Origin of the sequence: Nonomuraea sp. NPDC050227, assembly GCF_044459705.1 — a bacterium.
In the GTDB taxonomy this organism is placed as follows: Bacteria; Actinomycetota; Actinomycetes; order Streptosporangiales; family Streptosporangiaceae; genus Nonomuraea.
The window spans coordinates 802,056-821,366 of the sequence record NZ_JBITJF010000001.1 but is presented as its reverse complement, the minus strand read 5'-3'; the positions used below and the strand labels follow the sequence as shown (position 1 = coordinate 821,366).

20 protein-coding genes and 1 tRNA gene are annotated in these 19,311 nt (G+C 71.0%); 14 read left to right on the top strand and 7 right to left on the bottom strand.

Going from position 1 to position 19,311, the window contains the following annotated elements:
- Positions 1–63: 63 nt before the first annotated feature.
- The 4 genes from gyrB to ACIBK9_RS04445 all read left to right on the top strand — a co-directional run bounded on the left by gyrB (position 64) and on the right by ACIBK9_RS04445 (position 5,382).
- Positions 64–2,007 carry a DNA topoisomerase (ATP-hydrolyzing) subunit B gene (gene gyrB, locus ACIBK9_RS04460; protein ID WP_387671800.1) on the top strand — a complete coding sequence of 648 codons (1,944 nt, stop codon included), beginning with the start codon at positions 64–66 and terminating at the stop codon, positions 2,005–2,007.
- A 15-nt stretch (positions 2,008–2,022) separates the two neighbouring features.
- Entirely contained in the window at positions 2,023–4,521 is a 2,499-nt protein-coding gene (gene gyrA / locus ACIBK9_RS04455) for a DNA gyrase subunit A (protein ID WP_358291198.1), read from the top strand.
- Positions 4,522–4,524: 3 nt separating this feature from the next.
- Entirely contained in the window at positions 4,525–5,175 is a 651-nt protein-coding gene (locus ACIBK9_RS04450; protein WP_387671803.1) for a DUF3566 domain-containing protein, read from the top strand.
- 133 nt (positions 5,176–5,308) lie between these two features.
- A tRNA-Ile gene (locus tag ACIBK9_RS04445) sits at positions 5,309–5,382 on the top strand.
- Between the two features lie 272 nt (positions 5,383–5,654).
- Here the strand turns inward: ACIBK9_RS04445 and ACIBK9_RS04440 are convergent.
- Positions 5,655–6,260 carry an NYN domain-containing protein gene (locus ACIBK9_RS04440; RefSeq protein WP_397155108.1) on the bottom strand — a complete coding sequence of 202 codons (606 nt, stop codon included), beginning with the start codon at positions 6,258–6,260 and terminating at the stop codon, positions 5,655–5,657.
- A 162-nt stretch (positions 6,261–6,422) separates the two neighbouring features.
- Here ACIBK9_RS04440 and ACIBK9_RS04435 point away from each other — a divergent pair, with 162 nt between their 5' ends.
- From ACIBK9_RS04435 to ACIBK9_RS04425, 3 genes are all read left to right on the top strand, one after another.
- The gene (locus tag ACIBK9_RS04435) at positions 6,423–6,887 is read left to right on the top strand and encodes a hypothetical protein (protein ID WP_397155106.1); all 465 of its coding nucleotides are present in this window, start codon (positions 6,423–6,425) and stop codon (positions 6,885–6,887) included.
- Positions 6,888–6,965: 78 nt separating this feature from the next.
- Positions 6,966–7,322 (top strand): hypothetical protein, encoded by a 357-nt coding sequence (locus ACIBK9_RS04430; protein WP_397155104.1) that lies wholly within the window; start codon positions 6,966–6,968, stop codon positions 7,320–7,322.
- 48 nt (positions 7,323–7,370) lie between these two features.
- The gene (locus tag ACIBK9_RS04425; RefSeq protein ID WP_397155102.1) at positions 7,371–8,633 is read left to right on the top strand and encodes an MFS transporter; all 1,263 of its coding nucleotides are present in this window, start codon (positions 7,371–7,373) and stop codon (positions 8,631–8,633) included.
- A 16-nt stretch (positions 8,634–8,649) separates the two neighbouring features.
- On the opposite strand, the gene ACIBK9_RS04420 is transcribed toward ACIBK9_RS04425, so the two are convergent.
- Entirely contained in the window at positions 8,650–9,021 is a 372-nt protein-coding gene (locus tag ACIBK9_RS04420; protein WP_387671810.1) for a DUF4267 domain-containing protein, read from the bottom strand.
- 88 nt (positions 9,022–9,109) lie between these two features.
- On the opposite strand from ACIBK9_RS04420, the gene ACIBK9_RS04415 reads away from it, so the two are divergent.
- Together ACIBK9_RS04415 and ACIBK9_RS04410 are read left to right on the top strand one after the other, a co-directional pair.
- Positions 9,110–9,685 carry a TetR/AcrR family transcriptional regulator gene (locus ACIBK9_RS04415; protein ID WP_397155100.1) on the top strand — a complete coding sequence of 192 codons (576 nt, stop codon included), beginning with the start codon at positions 9,110–9,112 and terminating at the stop codon, positions 9,683–9,685.
- A 70-nt stretch (positions 9,686–9,755) separates the two neighbouring features.
- Positions 9,756–10,145, top strand: coding sequence for a YybH family protein (locus ACIBK9_RS04410; RefSeq protein WP_397155098.1), 390 nt, complete (start codon positions 9,756–9,758; stop codon positions 10,143–10,145).
- A 28-nt stretch (positions 10,146–10,173) separates the two neighbouring features.
- On the opposite strand, the gene ACIBK9_RS04405 is transcribed toward ACIBK9_RS04410, so the two are convergent.
- On the bottom strand, positions 10,174–10,503 hold the full coding sequence (locus ACIBK9_RS04405) for a CU044_2847 family protein (RefSeq protein ID WP_397155096.1): 330 nt from the start codon (positions 10,501–10,503) through the stop codon (positions 10,174–10,176).
- Between the two features lie 177 nt (positions 10,504–10,680).
- On the opposite strand from ACIBK9_RS04405, the gene ACIBK9_RS04400 reads away from it, so the two are divergent.
- Positions 10,681–11,100 (top strand): hypothetical protein, encoded by a 420-nt coding sequence (locus tag ACIBK9_RS04400; RefSeq protein ID WP_397155094.1) that lies wholly within the window; start codon positions 10,681–10,683, stop codon positions 11,098–11,100.
- 2 nt (positions 11,101–11,102) lie between these two features.
- Complete coding sequence (locus ACIBK9_RS04395) at positions 11,103–11,327, top strand: helix-turn-helix transcriptional regulator (protein ID WP_352324570.1); 225 nt, start codon at positions 11,103–11,105, stop codon at positions 11,325–11,327.
- Here the strand turns inward: ACIBK9_RS04395 and ACIBK9_RS04390 are convergent.
- A complete protein-coding gene (locus tag ACIBK9_RS04390) occupies positions 11,324–11,800 on the bottom strand; it encodes a transcriptional regulator (RefSeq protein WP_358291173.1) in 477 nt (158 codons plus the stop codon). The two genes, ACIBK9_RS04395 and ACIBK9_RS04390, sit on opposite strands and share 4 nt — an antisense overlap.
- Positions 11,801–11,883: 83 nt before the next feature.
- On the opposite strand from ACIBK9_RS04390, the gene ACIBK9_RS04385 reads away from it, so the two are divergent.
- A complete protein-coding gene (locus tag ACIBK9_RS04385; protein ID WP_397155091.1) occupies positions 11,884–12,495 on the top strand; it encodes an HNH endonuclease family protein in 612 nt (203 codons plus the stop codon).
- On the opposite strand, the gene ACIBK9_RS04380 is transcribed toward ACIBK9_RS04385, so the two are convergent.
- Positions 12,473–13,099, bottom strand: coding sequence for an FMN-binding negative transcriptional regulator (locus ACIBK9_RS04380; protein ID WP_397155089.1), 627 nt, complete (start codon positions 13,097–13,099; stop codon positions 12,473–12,475). The two genes, ACIBK9_RS04385 and ACIBK9_RS04380, sit on opposite strands and share 23 nt — an antisense overlap.
- A gap of 45 nt (positions 13,100–13,144) precedes the next feature.
- Between ACIBK9_RS04380 and ACIBK9_RS04375 the strand changes: the two genes are divergently transcribed.
- Complete coding sequence (locus ACIBK9_RS04375; protein ID WP_358291168.1) at positions 13,145–14,473, top strand: aminotransferase class I/II-fold pyridoxal phosphate-dependent enzyme; 1,329 nt, start codon at positions 13,145–13,147, stop codon at positions 14,471–14,473.
- Between the two features lie 21 nt (positions 14,474–14,494).
- On the opposite strand, the gene ACIBK9_RS04370 is transcribed toward ACIBK9_RS04375, so the two are convergent.
- Entirely contained in the window at positions 14,495–15,883 is a 1,389-nt protein-coding gene (locus ACIBK9_RS04370) for an MFS transporter (protein ID WP_397155087.1), read from the bottom strand.
- 153 nt (positions 15,884–16,036) lie between these two features.
- Here ACIBK9_RS04370 and ACIBK9_RS04365 point away from each other — a divergent pair, with 153 nt between their 5' ends.
- A complete protein-coding gene (locus tag ACIBK9_RS04365) occupies positions 16,037–16,729 on the top strand; it encodes a hypothetical protein (RefSeq protein ID WP_397155086.1) in 693 nt (230 codons plus the stop codon).
- On the opposite strand, the gene ACIBK9_RS04360 is transcribed toward ACIBK9_RS04365, so the two are convergent.
- The gene (locus ACIBK9_RS04360) at positions 16,726–19,311 is read right to left on the bottom strand and encodes a LuxR C-terminal-related transcriptional regulator (protein WP_397155085.1); all 2,586 of its coding nucleotides are present in this window, start codon (positions 19,309–19,311) and stop codon (positions 16,726–16,728) included. The two genes, ACIBK9_RS04365 and ACIBK9_RS04360, sit on opposite strands and share 4 nt — an antisense overlap.

The window sequence follows — 19,311 nt, the reverse complement described above, 5'->3', positions numbered from 1 at the left end:
GTAGGGGCAGCATGAAGTTGACGGCCTCCCCCGCCGCGTGTCCGCGGCAGGAGGATTTCGCAGTTGTCCTACGACGCTAGCTCAATCACCGTACTCGAAGGACTTGAGGCGGTTCGCAAACGCCCGGGTATGTATATCGGCTCCACCGGTGAGCGCGGCCTGCACCACCTCGTCTACGAGATCGTGGACAACGCGGTGGACGAGGCGCTGGCCGGTTTCGCCACCAGGATCGACATCTCGCTGCTGGCCGACGGCGGCGTGCGCGTCGTCGACAACGGCCGCGGCATCCCCACGGGCATCCACCCTGTGGAGAAGCGCTCGGCCGTCGAGGTCGTGCTGACCACGCTCCACGCGGGCGGCAAGTTCGACAGCCAGTCCTACGCGGTCTCCGGCGGCCTGCACGGCGTCGGCTCGGCCGTCGTCAACGCGCTGTCCACCGCCATGGACGTCGAGGTCAAGCAGAACGGCCACTACTGGCGGCAGCGCTACGAGCACTCCAAGCCCACCGCGCCGCTGGCCCAGGGCGAGGAGACCGACGAGACCGGCACGACGATCACGTTCTGGCCCGATCCCGACGTCTTCGAGACCACCACCTGGAACTACGAGACGCTCTCGCGCCGGTTCCAGGAGACGGCCTTCCTCAACAAGGGCCTGACGATCACGTTCACCGACGAGCGGCCCGACCACGTCAACGGCGAGCCCCACACGGTCGAATACCACTACGAGGGCGGCCTGGCCGACTTCGTCAAGCACCTCAACGCCAAGAAGGAGGCGGCGCACGCGTCGATCGTCTCCTTCGAGGAGGAGGGCGACGGCATCGCGGTCGACATCGCCATGCAGTGGAACAACTCCTACTCGGAGTCGGTCTACACGTTCGCCAACATGATCAACACGGCTGAGGGCGGCACCCACGAGGAGGGCTTCCGCGCGGCGCTGACGACCATCGTCAACCGCTACGCGCGCGAGCAGAAGTTCCTCAAGGAGGGCAAGGACGACAACCTCTCCGGCGAGGACGTCCGCGAGGGCCTGACCGCGATCATCTCGGTCAAGCTGTCCGACCCGCAGTTCGAGGGCCAGACCAAGACCAAGCTGGGCAACACCGAGGCCAAGTCGTTCGTGCAGAAGGCCTGCAACGACCACCTGCGCGACTGGTTCGAGCGCAACCCCGGCGAGGCCAAGGACATCATCAACAAGTCGCTGCAGGCCAGCCGCGCCCGCCTGGCGGCCCGCCAGGCCCGCGACCTGACCCGGCGCAAGTCGCTCCTGGAGTCCGGCAGCGGCCTTCCCGGCAAGCTGGCCGACTGCCAGTGGAACGACCCGGAGAAGTGCGAGCTGTTCATCGTCGAGGGCGACTCGGCCGGCGGCTCGGCCAAGGGCGGCCGCGACTCGCGCTTCCAGGCGATCCTGCCCATCCGCGGCAAGATCCTCAACGTCGAGAAGGCGCGGATCGACAAGGTCCTGAAGAACAACGAGGTCCAGGCGCTCATCACCGCCCTGGGCACCGGCGTGCACGACGAGTTCGACATCGCCAAGCTGCGTTACCACAAGGTGATCCTGATGGCCGACGCCGACGTCGACGGCCAGCACATCAACACCCTGCTGCTGACGCTGCTGTTCAGGTTCATGCGGCCGCTGATCGAGGCCGGGCACGTCTACCTGTCGTGCCCGCCGCTCTACAAGATCAAGTGGGACCGGAAGGGCGAGGACGCCTCCTACGCCTACTCCGACGCCGAGCGCGACGCGGTCATCAACGACGGCATCGCGCAGGGCAAGGCAGACCCGCGCCCGCGGGACAACGTCCAGCGGTTCAAGGGCCTCGGCGAGATGAACGCCGGCCAGCTCTGGGAGACCACCATGAACCCGGCGACGCGACTGCTGCGCCTGGTCACGCTCGACGACGCGGCCCAGGCCGACGACCTGTTCAGCGTGCTCATGGGCGAGGACGTCGAGGCGCGGCGCGACTTCATCATCCGCAACGCGCGCGACGTTCGCTTCCTCGACGTTTAAGAAGGACCTAAACCTGTGACGGACGTGAACACCACTCCCCCGGCTGACCGCATCGAACCGGTGGACATCCAGTCCGAGATGCAGCGCAGTTACATGGACTACGCGATGTCCGTCATCGTGTCCAGGGCGCTGCCTGACGTGCGCGACGGTCTCAAGCCGGTGCACCGGCGGGTGCTCTACGCGATGTACGACGGTGGCTACCGTCCCGACCGCGGCTACTTCAAGTGCGCCCGCGTCGTCGGCGACGTGATGGGCACCTACCATCCCCACGGCGACACCTCGATCTACGACGCGCTGGTCCGCCTGGCCCAGCCGTGGTCGTTGCGCTATCCCCTGGTCGACGGGCAGGGCAACTTCGGCTCGCCGGGCAACGACCCGGCGGCCGCGATGCGGTACACCGAGTGCAAGCTCGCGCCCATCGCCATGGAGATGCTGCGCGACATCGACAAGGACACCGTCGACTTCCGCCCGAACTACGACGGCAAGTCGCAGGAGCCCGACGTCCTGCCGGCGCGGTTCCCGCAGCTGCTGGTCAACGGCTCGGGCGGCATCGCGGTCGGCATGGCCACCAACATCCCGCCGCACAACCTGCGCGAGGTCTCGGCCGCCGTCCGGTGGTACCTGGAGAACCCCGAGGCCGACGACGAGGAGCTGCTGGAAGCCTCGATCAGGCTGGTCAAGGGGCCCGACTTCCCGACCAAGGCGCTGATCGTCGGACGCCGGGGCATCGAGGACGCGTACCGCACCGGGCGCGGCTCGATCACCATGCGCGCGGTCGTCGAGGTCGAGGAGGACAAGGGCCGGCAGGCGCTCGTCGTCACCGAGCTGCCGTACCAGGTCAACCCGGACAACCTGGCGTTGAAGATCGCCGAGCTGGTGCGCGAGGGCAAGCTCTCGGGCATCGCCGACGTACGCGACGAGAGCTCCTCGCGGGTCGGGCAGCGCCTGGTGATCGTGCTCAAGCGCGACGCGGTCGCCAAGGTCGTGCTCAACAACCTGTACAAGCACACCCAGCTCCAGGACACCTTCGGCGCCAACATGCTGGCGCTGGTCGACGGCGTGCCGCGCACGCTGCGGCTCGACCAGTTCATCCGCCACTACGTGGCCCACCAGGTCGAGGTCATCGTCCGCCGGACGCGTTACCTGCTGCGCAAGGCCGAGGAGCGCGCGCACATCCTGCGCGGGCTGCTGAGGGCCCTTGAGCGGCTCGACGACGTCATCGCCCTCATCCGGGCCTCGGAGTCGGCCTCGCACGCCCAGCAGGGCCTCATGGGGCTCCTGGAGATCGACGAGATCCAGGCGCAGGCCATCCTGGACATGCAGCTGCGCAAGCTGGCCGCCCTGGAGCGGCAGGCCATCCAGGACGAGTACGACGGCCTGATGGCCCAGATCGCCGAGTACAACTCGATCCTGGCCAGCGAGGCCCGCCAGCGCGAGATCATCGGCGACGAGCTGACCGAGGTCGTCAACCGTTACGGCGACGAGCGCAAGACCGAGATCATCGCCTACGACGGCGACATGTCGATCGAGGACCTCATCGCCGAGGAGGAGATCGTCGTCACGATCACCCGCGGCGGTTATGCCAAGCGCACCCGTACCGACCTCTACCGGGCGCAGAAGCGGGGCGGCAAGGGCGTGCGCGGCGCCCAGCTGCGCCAGGACGACATCGTCGACCACTTCTTCGTCACCACGACGCACCACTGGCTGCTGTTCTTCACGAACAAGGGCCGGGTGTACCGGGTCAAGGCGTACGAGCTGCCTGATGCCGGGCGTGACGCCCGTGGCATGCATCTCGCGAACCTTTTGGCCATGCAGCCCGACGAAACAGTCATGGAAGTTCTCGACCTCCGCGACTACGACGTCGCCCCCTACCTGGTGCTCGCCACGCGCAGCGGCCTGGTCAAGAAGACGCGCCTGTCCGAGTACGACTCCCCCAGGTCGGGCGGTCTGATCGCGATCAACCTGCGCGAGGACGACGAGGTCATCGGCGCCCGCCTGGTCTCCGAGACCGACGATCTGCTGCTCGTCTCCAAGGGCGCGCAGTCGATCAGGTTCACCGCCTCCGACGAGGCGCTGCGGCCCATGGGCCGCGCGACCAGCGGTGTCATCGGCATGAGGTTCCTCGAAGGAGACGAACTTCTCGCCATGAATCGGATCGCCGACGGTCAAGATGTGCTTATCGCCACGAAGGCTGGGTACGCAAAACGGACGCCAGTGGAGCAGTATCCAGTTCAAGGACGTGGCGGTAGGGGCGTGCTGACTGCGAAAATCGTGAGTTCCCGTGGCAAGCTGGTCGGAGCCGTCATGGTCAACCCAGAGGACGAGGTCTTCGCGATCACGTCCGCCGGCGGGGTGATCCGGACGAGTGCCGGCGAGATCAAGCAGTCCGGCCGCCAGACCATGGGAGTGCGATTGATGAACCTCGCCGAAGGCGACAGCGTGGTTGCCCTCGCCCGGAACGCGGAGTCGATGGAGACTCCGGTGGAGAATGAGGAAGACGGGGGAGGAGAGTAAATCATGAGCGCCCAGGGTGGCACCGCCAGAGCCCAGGCGGCGTCGGGTAACGGACAGCAGCCGAAGAAGTCCACTGAGCCGGAAATCTTCAATTCGGTCGACGGCGAGCAGGACAGGACGCCCGCGAAGGGCGCCGCCGCTCAGCCCCGCTCCAAGGACGAGCCGCAGGCGGAGGGCAACGAGACGGTGCGCCTCCGTCCGTCGCTCACCAGTGAGGCACCTCCGCCCGTCGAGATGCCCAAGAAGAAGTCGTCGAACAACGCGGGGTCCAGGCTGCCCCGCAAGGCACACCTGGTGTTGCGCCGCATCGAGCCGTGGTCGGCCATGAAGTTCAGCTTCGTGGTGTCCCTGGTCTGCTTCGTGGTGCTCTTCGTGGCAGTGGCCGTCCTGTACGGCGTGCTGTCGGCCCTGGGGGTGTTCGACTCACTCGTCGACCTGGTCAACCAGCTCGGCAAGGGTGAGCAGGGACAGAGCTCGATCCCGATCAACATCGCCTCGTGGTTCGAGCCGGTGCGCATCCTCGGGTACACCGCGCTGATCGGCGCCGTGAACGTGGTGCTGATCACCGCTCTGTCCACGCTGGGCGCGGTCATCTACAACATCGCCTCCGACCTGGTCGGGGGCGTTGAGGTGACGTTCAGCGAGGCCGAATAACAGGTTCGGGCGGGGGCTCGTGCCGTACCGGGGTGGCTGGTACGGCACGAGCAGCCCGTCGGACACGGTAAGCTTTTCTCGTCCGAACAACTGGTTCGCCTCCAAGAGGCGAATGCGATACCGTTCGGTGTGCGGGGCTATAGCTCAGACGGTTAGAGCGCTTCCCTGATAAGGAAGAGGTCCCAGGTTCAAGTCCTGGTAGCCCCACAGTTTCTCAATGCAGAGGCCGTTTCCCGGAGATCGGGGGACGGCCTTTTGAGTGTTTGCCATCAATGTGCCGCCACGAGTGTCAGTCTCCAGGTGCCAGTGATCGATTCGCATTGACATCGGCTGGGGGCGCGGCGGCGCTGGGCGAGGTCGAATGATGGGCGGGTCGAACGATCCGCCGGCGGGCCCATCACTCGATCCCCTACGACCACTGACCCGGCTGAGGGCCTGCTCGTCTCGGGCGGAACGGCGGGAGCGCGCGGGCTCGCCTCCTACTTGCGGTACTTCGTGAGCGTCACGTCCAGGCGTGCGGCGTTCCTGTACATGCCGGCGTCGATCGGGATGGCCTCGTCGACGACGTCTGTGTAGGCGCCGGAAGGCACGCCGTCGGGATGAGCCGCCACAATGGTCCTGCCCGGCGCGTAGTACCTGGCCTCACCGATCGCCGCGGCCAGGTCGGAGTCCGAGCTCACCACCAGCGCCGCCTCGCACGCTTTGGTGCACAGGTCACCGACCAAGTGCGCCGCCAGCCGCACGTCGACCTGCTTCTCCTTGAAGCTGCCGGTCTTGTCGTCGTACTTGGTCTTCCCCATGAACGGCTGGAACTGCTTGCCGTAGACGCGGATGCTGTCCTGTTCGAACTGCTTCTGATCCACTCCGGCCTGGCCGCTCAGCGCGGTGGTGAAGTACTTCACCCTGATCAGCTTGCCGTTGTACGCCTTCAGTACCTGGTTGCACATTCTGACGACGTCCACACGCCAGTAGTCGGGGCCCGCACTCTCGCAGATCCCGTAGTAGAGGTTGGCCGCGTCGATGTAGGCGATCCATCTGCTGTCGCTGTTCAGGATGGCCGCGGCCGCTCCATATGAGGTGGCCATGATCGCTTCCCCTCGTTCCGTCGATTGAGGTGTACGGCACCCCGTCCGCGTACGCATTGCAACCGTCGGCGATAGCAATACGTTGGATTCCTGATTACCGCCCAGCAGGCTACGGAGCGGACCTGCCGTAGCATTGGCGCGGCTTGATCAACTGAGGGTGATATGCGCAGATACGTTGCGGCCATTGCCGTCGTCTCGTCGCTCCTGGCCGGTTGTGCAATTTCGTTTTCAGGACAGGAAGGGGAGTCGCCGCCTCGCTTCTCGATCGATCCGCCCCCTGTCAATCGCGCGCTCGCGGATCTTACGAAAAGCGCCAAAGGCAAGGTGTTGCTTCATCATGTCGATGAGCAGGGGCGGACTGACCGCTGGACCACGAAGCTCAAGATGAGAGCATCGTTTCGCCTTGAGGTGGACTGCGTTGGAGCGAGCGGGACGATAATCGTCCGCGTAGGCAGAACTCAGCTCCCTCATCAGTGCTCCATCGAGCCTGGCGGTGTGCGCGTCAGCATGATCCCCGACGACGCGGCTGTCCGGAGCGTCAAGGTCGAGGCGCCCGAGGGTGCCCAATGGGCGATTCTCATTTGGCAGCTGCCGCCAGAGTTGGCAAGCCGCGCTGGTGATCAGTGATCGCGCTGATGAGGAAAGGCCCCAGATTCGGGTCGATGAGGCTGGGGCGGTCCGCAGGGCGTTCGTAGGATCGGGTGCATGGGGATGTTCGTCTCGGTCAGAGGGTGGCTTGAGCTGGGATTCGCCCAGAAGCCGGACGCCGAGCGTGTCATCGCGGACGACGACCCCTACTCCGGCGGCTGGGCGTGGCCGACGAAGTCCTTCAACTGGACGCTCTACCTGTTCTACGGGGGCGACGTCAGAGAGGGCGCGCTGCACGAGATCCGGGCCAAGGTCGAGCGACTGGCCGCCCTGCCGCCGGTGGACGAGGACGGAGACCGTCCGCGGGGGATCTTCGTGGTCACCGACGAGCGCGGCCGGGCGCGATGCTGGCACGTCCGTGAAGGGGTGGTTCTCGACGTCCCGGCGCCGGACTTCGGGTGGTTGGCGAGCTAGTACCGGAACCGGCCTTCACCACCGGCACGCGGTGGCAGAATGTCGCGGATGTCGAGGGCGGGGTCGTTGTGGCGGCAGCGGGATTTCGTGCTCCTGTGGGGCAGCCAGACCACCAGTTCGCTCGGGAACGAGATCTCCTATCTGGCATTACCCCTGGTCGCGGGGCTCGTCTTGGACGCCTCGCCGGTGGAGCTCGGGCTGCTGACGGCGGCGCGGCGGTTGCCGGTGCTGTTCGCGTCGTTGCCGGCGGGGGCCCTGAGCGATCGGTGGCGCAAGCGGCCGGTGATGATCGTCGCGTTCCTGGTGTCCGGGTGCGCGATGGGGACGGTGCCCCTGGCGGCCGCGGCCGGAGGGCTCACGCTCGGGCAGCTCTACGCCGTGGCGCTGGTGGTCGCGACGTGTGAGGTGTTCTTCACGCCCGCCTACCAGACGTACCCGCTGACGTTGCTCGGGCCTGAGCGGTTGATGGAAGGGAATGCCAAGCTCACCAGCACGGTCACGGTGGCGGGGATGGCGGGGCAGCCGATCGGCGGGGTGTTGATCTCGCTGTTCGGGCCGGCCAAGGCGGTGCTCGCCGACGCGCTGTCCTATCTGGTGGGCGCGCTCGCGCTGGCGTTGATCCGGTCGCCGGAGGCCAGGCCGGAGCGGAAGGAGCGGGCCCCTCGGCTGCGCGAGCAGATCGCGGAGGGGCTGCGGTACGTCGTCCGCCATCGTGTGATCGGGCCGCTGGTGCTCTACATGGCCACGGTCAGCTTCTGCATCGCCGGGCTGAGCGCGCTGGAGGTCAACTACGTCGTACGGGAGCTCGGCTGGTCGGGCCTGGCGACCGGCCTGGTGTTCGGGGTGAGCATGGCCGGCGGGCTGGCGGCCGGGGCGATCGGGGGGCCGCTCACCGAGCGGTACGGCATGCCGCGCGTGCTGCTCGGGGCCGCCTTCGCGTACCCGTTGTGCAGCGGGTCGATCGGGCTGGTGGGGCCGGGACTGGCCGGGCAGCTGGTGGTGGGCGTCTCGTGGACGTTGATGATCATCGTCACGCTAGTCTTCCAGAGCACCCAGCGCAGTCTGCGGCAGCTTCTGACGCCCAAGGAGATGCAGGGGCGGCTGGCGGCCACGTCCCGCTGGCTAACCTGGGCCGCCACGCCGGTCGGCGCGGTCCTCGCCGGGGCGCTGGCCGCCGGGATCGGCATGCGCGGCACGCTTGTCGTGTTCTCGGCCGGGATGCTGGCCGGTCCGGTGGTCATGTGGTGCTCGCCGCTGCGCACGTCCCGGCGGGAGATCGAGCGGGACGTACGGACGGCGACGGCGGGGTAGCTCCGGGTTCGCCGGGTCACACGGCGAAGAGCAGGGCGGCGTTGACGAGGAGGGCGACGGCGGTCGCGAAGTGCACGCCGAAGGCGACCGCCTTGGTGCCGCCGTTGCGGAGCACGATCAGGGTGTCGCCGAGAGGCAGCAACGCGACGATCAGCATGAACCAGGCTTCGGCCTGGGCGCCGACGAAGGCCAGCAGGGCCAGGCCGAGCAGCCCGTACGTGCCGTCGCGCAGCCCCTTGATGGTCAGGTAGGCGCGGTCGCCGTCCTGCTTGGCGGGGACGCCGTAACCGGCGGCCGCGGCGACCGGGACGAACAGGAAGCGCGCGCCGATGAACACGACCAGCAGGTTGAGGGCGATGGCGAGGCCGTAGGCAAGGGTGGTGAGCATGTCCGTCTCCAATAGCTAGCGTTGCTAGGAACGAGGACGACGCTAGCAGAACGATGACAGAAGCGCTAGCGATGCTAGGATCGCAAGCATGTCGATACAGGCGCGCCGGGAGCGCGAACGTGCGGAACGCGAGAAGCTGATCATCACGGCCGCCTGCGAGCTGGCCGAGGCCGAGGGCTGGGAGGCGGTGACGACGCGGCGGCTGGCCGAGCGCATCGAGTACAGCCAGCCGGTGCTCTACAGCCACTTCAAGGGCAAGGGCGCGATCATGGCGGCCGTGGCCGTGGAGGGGTGCGTGATCCTCGCGGACGAGCTGCGCGCGGCCCGTACCGCGGCTCCGGACGCCGGCAGCGCCCTCGCGGCCGTCGGCGCGGCCTACACGGCGTTCGCCGAGCGGCGTCCGGCGCTCTACGACGTCATCTTCAGCCAGAACGTCGACCTGCCGTTCGCCACGCCGGAGGCTCCGGCGGCCCTGCATGCGGCCTTCGGCGAGCTGGTCGAGGGGCTGCGTCCGCACGCCGGCGAGGGGGAGGATCTGGGCCTGCTCACCGAGACCTACTGGGCCGCCCTGCACGGGCTGGTCACGCTCATGCGCGGCAAGCGACTGCCGGCCGAGCAGCACGAACGCAGGCTGGAGCTGCTGCTGAAGCGGTTCGCGGCCTGACGGTTTGACCTTGTCACCGGCGTCAACGTCTACCCTCGTTGCCCGCACCTCGACGAGAACGGACGACCCCGTGAGCACCCACCGCACCACCCTGGTCGAGCTGGACCAGAGCTTCTTCGACGCCCTGGTGGCCAACGACCACGACCGCCTGAAGGACCTGCTGGCGGACGACTTCGTCCTGGTGGGGGTCGAGGACGGCGCGGTCGCCGGCAAGGACGTCCTGCTCGACCTCGTGACGTCGGGCAGCCTGCGGTTCCCGAAGATCGACTCGTTCCCCGACGAGGCCATCGTGCGGGTGATCGGGGACGTCGGGATCGTCGTGGGGCGTACGGGGATGAACTTCACGAACCCCGATGGCAGCACGTTCAGCGCCGGCAGCCGGTACACGCACGTGTACGCCGTCGGCCCCGACGCAGGCTGGCGGCTGGTCTCGGCGCAGGGCACGGCCATCAAGGCGTGACCTGGTCACGCCTTGGCGGAAAGCCGGGTCAGCCGCCTTCCGGTTTCCGCCATTCCACGGTGACCTTGAGGTGGGCCTCCCCCGTCGATTCGGCGACGACCACGCCGGCCTTGGCGGTCAGCTTCATCCCGAACTCGACCGCGACCACATCCGGCGGCTCGGGGCATGACCGCATGCGGCGCAGGACGTCGATGGCGAAGGTCTGGACGCGCTGGAGGCCCGCGCCCAGCGCCTCCGGCATGCGTTCGACGGCCGCGCGGGTCCGTCCGGCGGGAAGCGGCTCGTCGCCGGGCCGCTCGTTGACCTCCACGAGCACGGTGCCGCCGTCGTCGAGGGGCACCTCAAGGAAGTAGCGCACGGTTGCCTCCTGTCCTGGGACAGGTGCAAGCATGGTGGACGGGCCCGCCCGGTGCAGGCTGTTTCCCCGCGCAGAGGGCGCGAAGTTATCCACAGGTTGGGGACGGTTGTCCACAGTGGTGGACAAGTCGGAAATCATTGACATGATGTCTGGATTATTTTACCTTCCGTGCTTGTGATGTCGTACGAGGAAAAGGGCGCCTGGGTCTATCTCGTGGCGACGGCCGGCGCCTACGTGGCCTACGTCATCGTCATCCTGAGCCGGGCCGGCGACGGCCCGGTCAGCGCCGTCCCCTATGTCGCGCCGATGGTGTGGGCGATCGGGATCAGCATCGTCCTGTCGATCGTGGGCCGTATCGTGGTCGAGATCGTGAAGCCCAGCGAGAGTCACAAGAGCGACGTGCGAGACAGGGAAATCAACCGTTCCGGCCAACATGTCGGAGGCGTCGTGCTCGCCGCCTCCATGGTGGTCCCCCTTGGCCTGACCATGGCGGAAGCCGACCATTTCTGGATCGCCAACGCCATTTACGCCGCGCTCGTCCTGTCCACTCTGGTGGCCACCCCGCTGCGGCTGCTCGCCTACCGGAGGGGCCTGTAGGCATGGGCAAACCGACCAAGGTGACCAACTCCATCAGGGCCCTGCGGTTCGCGCACGGGGAGATGACGCAGGCCGAGCTGGCCCAGCGGGTCGGCGTCACGCGGCAGACCGTCATCGCCATCGAGCAGGGCCGCTATTCACCCTCTCTTGAGGTGGCCTTTCAGATCGCCCGGGTGTTCCGGGTGCCCCTGGACGACGTCTTCCAGTATCCGGACGCCGACGGCTAGTTATCCACAGGCGCGTCGGTTTTCCACAGGCTGTCGAGAGCGGTGGCGACGGCCGCGATGGAGTCGTGCGCGGAGCGGATGCGGGCGGTCTGGGTCTCGTCCGTCCAGCCGAGCCGCAGGCCCTCCTCGGCCAGCGCGTCGAAGGCCGTGAACGCGGCCAGTTTCTGGCGCAGGACCTTCGACCAGGCGTCGTCCTCGATGCGGTAGTAGACGTTGCGTTCCCCCGGCCTGCGCAGCTTGTGGACGAGCCGGATCGACGTCAGCAGCTGCATGGTCGTCGTCAGGGACGCGCGGCTCGCGCCGATGGCGTCGGCGATGTCGGAGGCCGTCTGCGCGGGCGGGTCGCAGACCATCAGCCAGCCCAGGACGCGGCCGGTGATCGGGGCCAGCCCCCACTCCTCGGAGACGAAGTCCGCCACCCGCTCGACCCAGTCGAGCACCTGCTCCCGGCCCGGACCGTCCGGCGACTGCATGTGGGACCCTCTCCATCGACATCGCTCTGTGTGAGTTGTCAAATACTAGGAGTAACGAGGGGTGGGCTGCTAATGCTGGATCCATGATCGTCGTCATGTGGCCGCTGCTGCTGCTCCCCCTGGTCCTGCCCGAGCCGACCTCGGTCGTCCGGGCCCGGAGCGAGTTGCGGGAGCTGGTCGTCGCCGAGGCGCGTTCGCTGAGGGGGTACTCGCACGAGCGGTTCATGCCGTCCTGGACCGAGGCGGAGGGCGCGTGCGACACGCGGGAGGTCGTCCTGCGGCGTGACGCCGTGTCCGTGACGACCGACCTCGACTGCGAGGCCGTCCACGGCACCTGGTTCAGCGAGTACGACGGCCTGACCCTGCACAGCGAGGAGCAGATCGACGTCGACCACCTCGTGCCGCTGGCCAACGCCTGGGTCTCCGGCGCGAACGCCTGGACCGACGAGCAGCGGCAGGCGTTCGCCAACGATCTCACCAGGCCCGAGCTCATCGCCGTCAGCGAGTCGGTCAACCTGGACAAGGCCGGCGGCAGCCCGGCGACGTGGCGGCCACCGCGCAGGTCGTACTGGTGCACGTACGCGCGGGCCTGGATCACGGTGAAACACCACTACGGGCTGACCGTCACCCACCGGGAGAAACGGGCCCTCATCCGCATGTTGCGCACCTGCCTCAGCGGTCGGCCATCCGCCTGAGCTGCTGCTCCCTGGCCCCGGCGTCGCCCGGCCGGCCGCGCTCGGCCAGCAGCCCGGCGACGCGCTCGCGGACCTCGACGGGATGGCGGCCGTCGTACTTGAACTTGGCGCGCGCCTCCACCACCGCCAGCCGCAGCCCGCGCAGGCCGGGCAGCTGCCGGTGGTAGGGCCCCTCGCCGGCCGCCACGACGCCGTGCGCGCCGTCGGGCTGGAAGTGGGCGAGCTGGCGGCGCAGGATCTCGGCCTTGCCCTCGGGGTCGTCCACCACCTCGGCCCGGCAGGTGAGCTGGACGGAGGCGTAATAGCTGGTGGGCACGCCGGTCTCGGGGGCGCCCGTCCGCCATCCGCCGGGGATGTAGGCGTAGTCGTCGTGCACGCTCAGCAGGACCGCCGGATCGCGTTCGATCGCCGCCCACACCGGGTTGGGCCTGGCCAGGTGGAGCAGCACCTCCCCGGCGGCGGCGTCGAAGAGGAAGTGGGTGGGGACGACGACGGGCGGGCCGCCGTCGGGGGCGTTCGCGGCCAGCTGGCCGAAGTCGCGGGTGGCCAGCCAGGTGTGCCACTCGTCGTCGTCCCGTGCCGCGTCCCAGGGATGAATGAGCACGTGAAACCCTCCCGCCCAGCTTTGTATTAGTACATAATGTACTTTGTGTCAGAAACATACAGGATCGTCGGTGGGACGGCCAGCGAGATCGCGGCGGGCGTCGAGGCTGCCGTGTCCGCGGGCCTGCTGCCTCCCGGGACGCACCTGCCGCCCGTGCGCGAGGTGGCCGCCACGGCCGAGGTCAGCCCGAACACCGCCGCGGCCGCGTACCGGCTGCTGCGGGAGCGCGGGATCGTCGAGACGGCGGGCCGGCGCGGCACGCGGGTCCGGCCGCGCCCGGCCACCACGACCCGCGAGGAGATCCGCATCGAGGTGCCGCCGGGCGTGCGCGACCTGTCGCACGGCAACCCCGATCCGGCCCTGCTGCCGCCGCTGCACGAGGCGCTCGCCGCCGCCGCCAGGGCGCACGAGCAGCGTCCGGCCATGTACGGCACGGGCGACGACGAGGAGCTGCTCTCGCTGGCCGCCGCCCGTCTGCGCGCGGACGGCGTGCCCGCCGCGCCGCTGGCGATCACCTCCGGCACCCTCGACGCGGTGGAACGCGTCCTGAACGCCCACCTTCGTCCCGGCGACGCGATCGGCGTCGAGGACCCCGGCTGGACGGCCCTGCTCGACCTGGTCGCCGCCCTGGGCCTGCGGCCGGTCCCGATGCGGCTGGACGACGAGGGCCCGCTGCCGGACGAGCTCGACCGGGCGTTGCGGGCGGGCGTACGAGCGGTGGTGATCACCGCCCGCGCCCAGAACCCCACCGGCGCGGCCGTCACCGCCCGGCGGGCCGCGGACCTGCGTGCCCTGCTCGCCACCCGTCCCGACGTGGTGCTGATCGAGGACGACCACGGCGCGAGCCTGGTGGACCTCCCCCTCCATCCCCTGGCCGGCGTGACCACCCGCTGGCTGCTCACCCGCTCGACGGCCAAGGCGTTCGGCCCCGACCTGCGGCTGGCGCTGGTCACCGGCGATCCCGTCACGCTCGACCGGCTGCGCGGGCGGCAGCGGCTGGCCGCCGGCTGGGTCAGCCATCTGCTGCAGCGCGCGGTCGCCCACCTGTGGCGTGCACAGGCTGTGGACACCGCGGCCGTGGCCGCCGCGTACGCCGGGCGGCGGGACGGCCTGATCGACGCGCTGGCCGCGCGCGGCCTGCGGGCGCACGGCCGCAGCGGGCTCAACGTCTGGGTCCCGGTCGCCGACGAGACCACCGCCGTCACCCGGCTGCTGGCCCTCGGCTGGGCGGCCGCGCCCGGCGCCCGCAACCGCGTCCGCACGCCGCCCGCGCTGCGGCTGACGGTCTCCACGCTGCGGCCCGACGAGCTGCCGCGCCTGGCCGGCGACCTGGCCGCCGCCCTGCGCCCGCCCACGGCCGGCCGGTACGGCTGACGGCCTGGACGGGCCCCGCGATCAGCGGTTCGGCTCCAGGGACATCGCCGGGCACGGCTCGGGGCGGCGGGGGCGGCGCGGGCGGCGTACCGAGTGGGCCAGCACGCCCAGCGCGCCCACGATGAGCACGAGCAGGGCCGCCCTGGTGGCCGCGGGCCAGCCGGCGTCCAGGGAGCCGAAGAAGACCGCGCCGGTGATCGTGCCGCCGAGCACGCCGCCGGTCTCCTGGACGGTCCCCAGCACCCCGGCCGCCGCGCCCGCCCGCTCCTGGCGTACGGACGCGAGGACCGACGACAGCAGCGGCGACATGATCAGCCCCATCCCCGCGCCCACCACCAGCAGCGCGCCCGCCACCAGGTACGGCGACTCCCCCGCCTGGAGGAGCAGCCCGAGCCCGAGCAGCAGCGCCAGCGGGCCGGCCGGGCGCGGCACCCGGGCCGCGCGCGGCGAGGCCAGGAAGAAGCCCGCGTTCAGCGCCGTGCACACCGCCCCGGCGGCCAGGGGACCGAGGCCGAGGCCGTCCTGGAGGTGGAGGGCGAGCACGAACGACAGGCCCGCGGACGTGCCGAACAGCAGCGCGACCGCCGCCAGCCCGGACGTGAACCCCTTCTCGCCGAACACCGCCAGGTCCAGCAGCGGTTCCCGGCCGGTCGCCGCCAGCCGCCGCTGCCGCCGGACGAACGCCGCCAGCATGAGCGCCGCGCCGCCCAGGCACGGCCACGTCCACTGCGGCCAGCCCTCCTCGCGGCCCTGGACCAGCGGCAGCACGACGCCTGCCAGCCCCGCCGCGACCAGCGCCGCCCCCGGCAGGTCCAGCCCCGCACGCGTCCCGGCCCCGGTGACGCGGGGGACCAGCCGCCCGGTCAGCGCCAGCGCGGCCAGGCCGATCGGCACGTTGACCAGGAAGCACGCCCGCCAGCCGAGCCCGAGGGGATCGGCCGCCACCACCAGCCCGCCCACGACCTGGCCGCTCATCCCGGCCAGGCCCACCACCGTGCCGTACCAGCCGAACGCCCTGGCCCGGCCCGCGCCCGGGAACAGCGTCCCGATCAGCGTCAGGACCTGCGGCGCGAGCAGCGCCGCCGCGACGCCCTGCGCCACCCGGGCGAGCACGAGCGCGGCGGCGTCCGGCGCGCCGCCGCAGGCCGCCGAGGCGAGCGTGAACAGGGCCAGCCCGGCGGCGAAGAGGCGGCGCGGCCCGTACAGGTCGCCGAGCCGCCCCGAGACGATCAGGCCCGCCGCGTACGCCAGCCCGTACCCGGCGACCACGAACTGGCTCGCCGCGTCGCCCGCTCCCAGGTCGGCGCGGATCGAGGGCACGGCCACGTTCGCGACGAAGAAGTCGAGCGTGGTCATGAACACCGCGACCAGCACCACGGGCAGGGCCGCCCAGCGAGGACGGAGGGACATCAGGGACTCCAGGGGAGGGAGGAACCGGGCGGTGGAAGAACACCGGCGGACGCCGGACGGTTGACCTCACCCTGGAGCCAGGCGATTACGGTTTCCTGCTGATGGGCTACGGATTGAGCGCCATAATGACGCTCAATGCCGAAATTTCAGGGGTTGGGGGAGTTTGCCGCGGCGATCGCCCCCGTCATCGACGCGGCCCACGTCGACGTGCACGCCGCCGCCCGCAGAGCCGTCCTGGACCTGACCGAGCGCTCCGGCCTGACCAGCGGCCTCCTCAACGACCTGCGCTTCGTGCTCCCCCTGCGCCCGGTGACCACGGCCGCGCTCGCCGCCGTCTACCGGTACGGCGACGTCACCGAAGGCGTCGGCGTCCACCTGCGCGAGGGCGCGCTCGAACGGGACGACGGCCGGGCGTTGCGGCTCACCCCCGAGGGGCGGGCGTTCGTGGACGGCCTGTACGCCGCGCACGCCGAGGCGGCCGGCCGCGTCTGGGCGGGCCGCGACGTGGCCGGTCTCGCCGTGGCGGTGGGCGGGGTGCTCGACCGGGCCGTACGCGTGCCGGGCGGCGCCCTGGAGGTGATGGCGCCGCCGTACGAGCCGGACGCCGCCCCCGACGGCCTGCTGCTGTTCAACCGGCTCGCCGCGCTGCGCTACCACCGGGCCGACGCGCACGCCGAGTCCTGGCGGGCAGCCGGGCTGACCGCGGACGGGATCGTCGCGCTGAAGGACGGTCCCGTCCGGGCCGCGATCGAGGCCGAGACGAACCGGCGGGCCGCCGACCCGTACCGGGCCATGACGGACGACGACCGCCAGACCTTGTACGCCGGCCTCCTGAGCCTTGTTTAAAGCGCCGCCAGCAGGCGGCCCACCTGCGTGCGGTCGTTGACCCCCAGCTTCTCGTAGGCCGCCTGGAGATGGTTGGCCGCCGTACGGGTGGACAGCGTCAGCCGGTCGGCGATCTGCCGGTTCGTCAGCCCGGCCGCCGCCAGCTTGACGATCTCCCGCTGGCGCGGCGTGAGCTCCGGCGTGGCCAGCTCGACCAGCGCCGGCGTCGAGACCCCCGGGCACCGCCTGGCCAGCGCCCACGCCCTGGTCTGCGCCCCTCTGGCCAGCGTGCCGCGGCCGTCCCGGCGGTGGGCCGCCGACTCCTGGGCGAGGGCCTCGGCGGCGTACAGGATCAGGCCGAGCCGTTCGAACTCGGCGGCGACGTCCCGCAGCTCGGCCGGGTCGCCCGCGGCCCGCGCGTGCCGGGCGAACAGCCCGGCCAGCGGCCCGTCCACTCGTTCGGCGAGCGCGGCCAGCCGCCGGGCCGCCAGGGCGGGCGCGCCCAGCCGCACCAGGTCGTGCAGCGCGAACATCAGGTACCCGGACTGCTCGTGCCGCTCGGCCAGCCCGGCGGCCGTCAGGCACAGGCTCACCGCCTGGTCCAGGTCGCCCGCCGAGGCCGTCACCCAGACCGCGGCCTGCAACACCGGCTGCCGGGTGAACGCCCACCGCGAGGCCGGCCCCTCGGCCTCGGCCAGCGCGGCCCGCGCCGCCGCCGTCTCCCCCAGCAGCGCCCGCGCGTGGGCCAGCTCGGCCAGGCAGCGCCCCCGGTACGGCGTCCCGGGCGGCAGCCGGGCCGCGTCCTGCCTGGCCCAGCGGGCCGCGCCGGCCGCGTCGCCGCGCAGCCTGCCGACCATCGCCCGGTACGCCCCGAACCCCGACACCGACAGCTCGGCCGCCGCCGGTTCCATGGCCTCCGCGGCCGTCCGCGCCGCCGCGTCCAGGCGGCCGGAGAACACCTGGGCGGCGCAGCGCGCGTCCAGCAGCGTCGGCAGCGCGTGCGGGGCGTCGTCGTCCCAGTCGTCCCGGCCCGCGAGGGCCCGTCCGGCCACGGCGAGCGCGCTCTCCGTACGCCCGGAGTAGGCGTCGGTCCAGGACTCCAGCGCGGCCGCGTGCGCCGCGCCGCGCACGGTCGCCGGCCCGCACGCGCGCGCCCGCGCCAGGGCGTCCGCGGCCCCGGTCAGCCGGCCGGCGAAGAAGTGGGCGACGCCCCGGTAGACGTGCGCCTCCTGCCGCCAGGCCGGATCGGTCAGGGATCCGGCGGCCAGGTCGAGCACCCGGCACGCCTCGGCGTCCGCGCCCGCCCAGGCGAGGTTCATGCCCAGGCTGAAGGCGTGCTGGGCGCGCTCGCCCTCGGTGACGGCGTTCCTGGCCGCCTGCCGCAGCGCCGCCAGCGCCGCGTCCTGGTCGCCCAGCACCATCAGCACCTGGCCGAGCAGCGCGACCGCCGCCACGCCCGCGCCCGCCTCGATCGCGGCCCTGGCCAGCCGGGCGGCCAGCCTGGGGTCACGCCTGGCCCAGGCCAGGCCCGCGGCCGACAACAACAGCTCCGGCGCGGCGGCCGACCCGCTGTCCAGCCGCCAGACGGCCGCGCGCAGCTCGTCCTCGCGCCGTCGCAGGCCGCCGGCCTCCAGGGCCTCGGCCAGCGTCCGCAGCCGCCGCCTGGCCCGCAGGGTGCCGCAGTCGCCGCGGACCACCTCGCCGTACAGGGGGTGGCCGAGGCGTACCTGCTCGCGCCTGCCGTCGCCGGCGACCGTGACCAGGCCGCGGGCCTCGACCCGCTCCACCGCGCGCGGCGAGGTCAGCGCGACCAGCAGCTCCGCGCCCACCGGCTCGCCGTACGCCACCAGCTCCAGCACCTCCCGCTCGTCCTGGTCCAGGTGGCCGATCCGGGCGCCGACCAGCTCGCGCAGCCGGGTGGTCATCGACAGCTCGCCCCGCCAGCGCCACTCGCCGCCGCTCTCGGCCAGGCAGCCGGACGTGCGCCCGGCATGGACGACCTCGCGCAGGTAGAGCACGTTCCCGCCGGTGACGGCCGCCAGATGCCGGACGGTCCCCTCCGCCACCTCGCCGCCGAGCGCGCCCGCCAGCACCTGGCCGACCTCGTCGCGGCCGAGCGGCGGCAGCTCGACCCTGGTCAGCAGCTCGTCCTTCCACAGCGCGGCCACCGGCGCGGGCAGCGGACCGCCCGTACGCACCGTGACCAGCACCCTGGCCTCCCCACCCGCGGCCAGGTAGTGCACCAGCGCCGCCGACGCCGCGTCCAGCCGGTGGGCGTCGTCCACGCTCACCAGCAGTTCTCCCTCTCCCCTGCGCAGGTGACGCGCGGCCCAGCGCAGCAGGTTCTCGCCGCCCCGCGGCGGCCCCGTCAACACATGGGCGAACGCCCCGAACGGGATCATCGACGCGGTCTCCGTGCCCAGCACGCGCACGATCTCGTACCCGTCGAGACCGGCCAGCGCCTGCGCGGCCAGCCTGCTCTTGCCGACGCCCGCCTCACCGGCGATCATCGCGCCCGCTCCCGACCGCAGCGCCGCGCGCACGGTCGCGATCGATCCCCCTCGCCCGACGAACGGCCATCCACTCCCCAGTTGCTCGCTCAT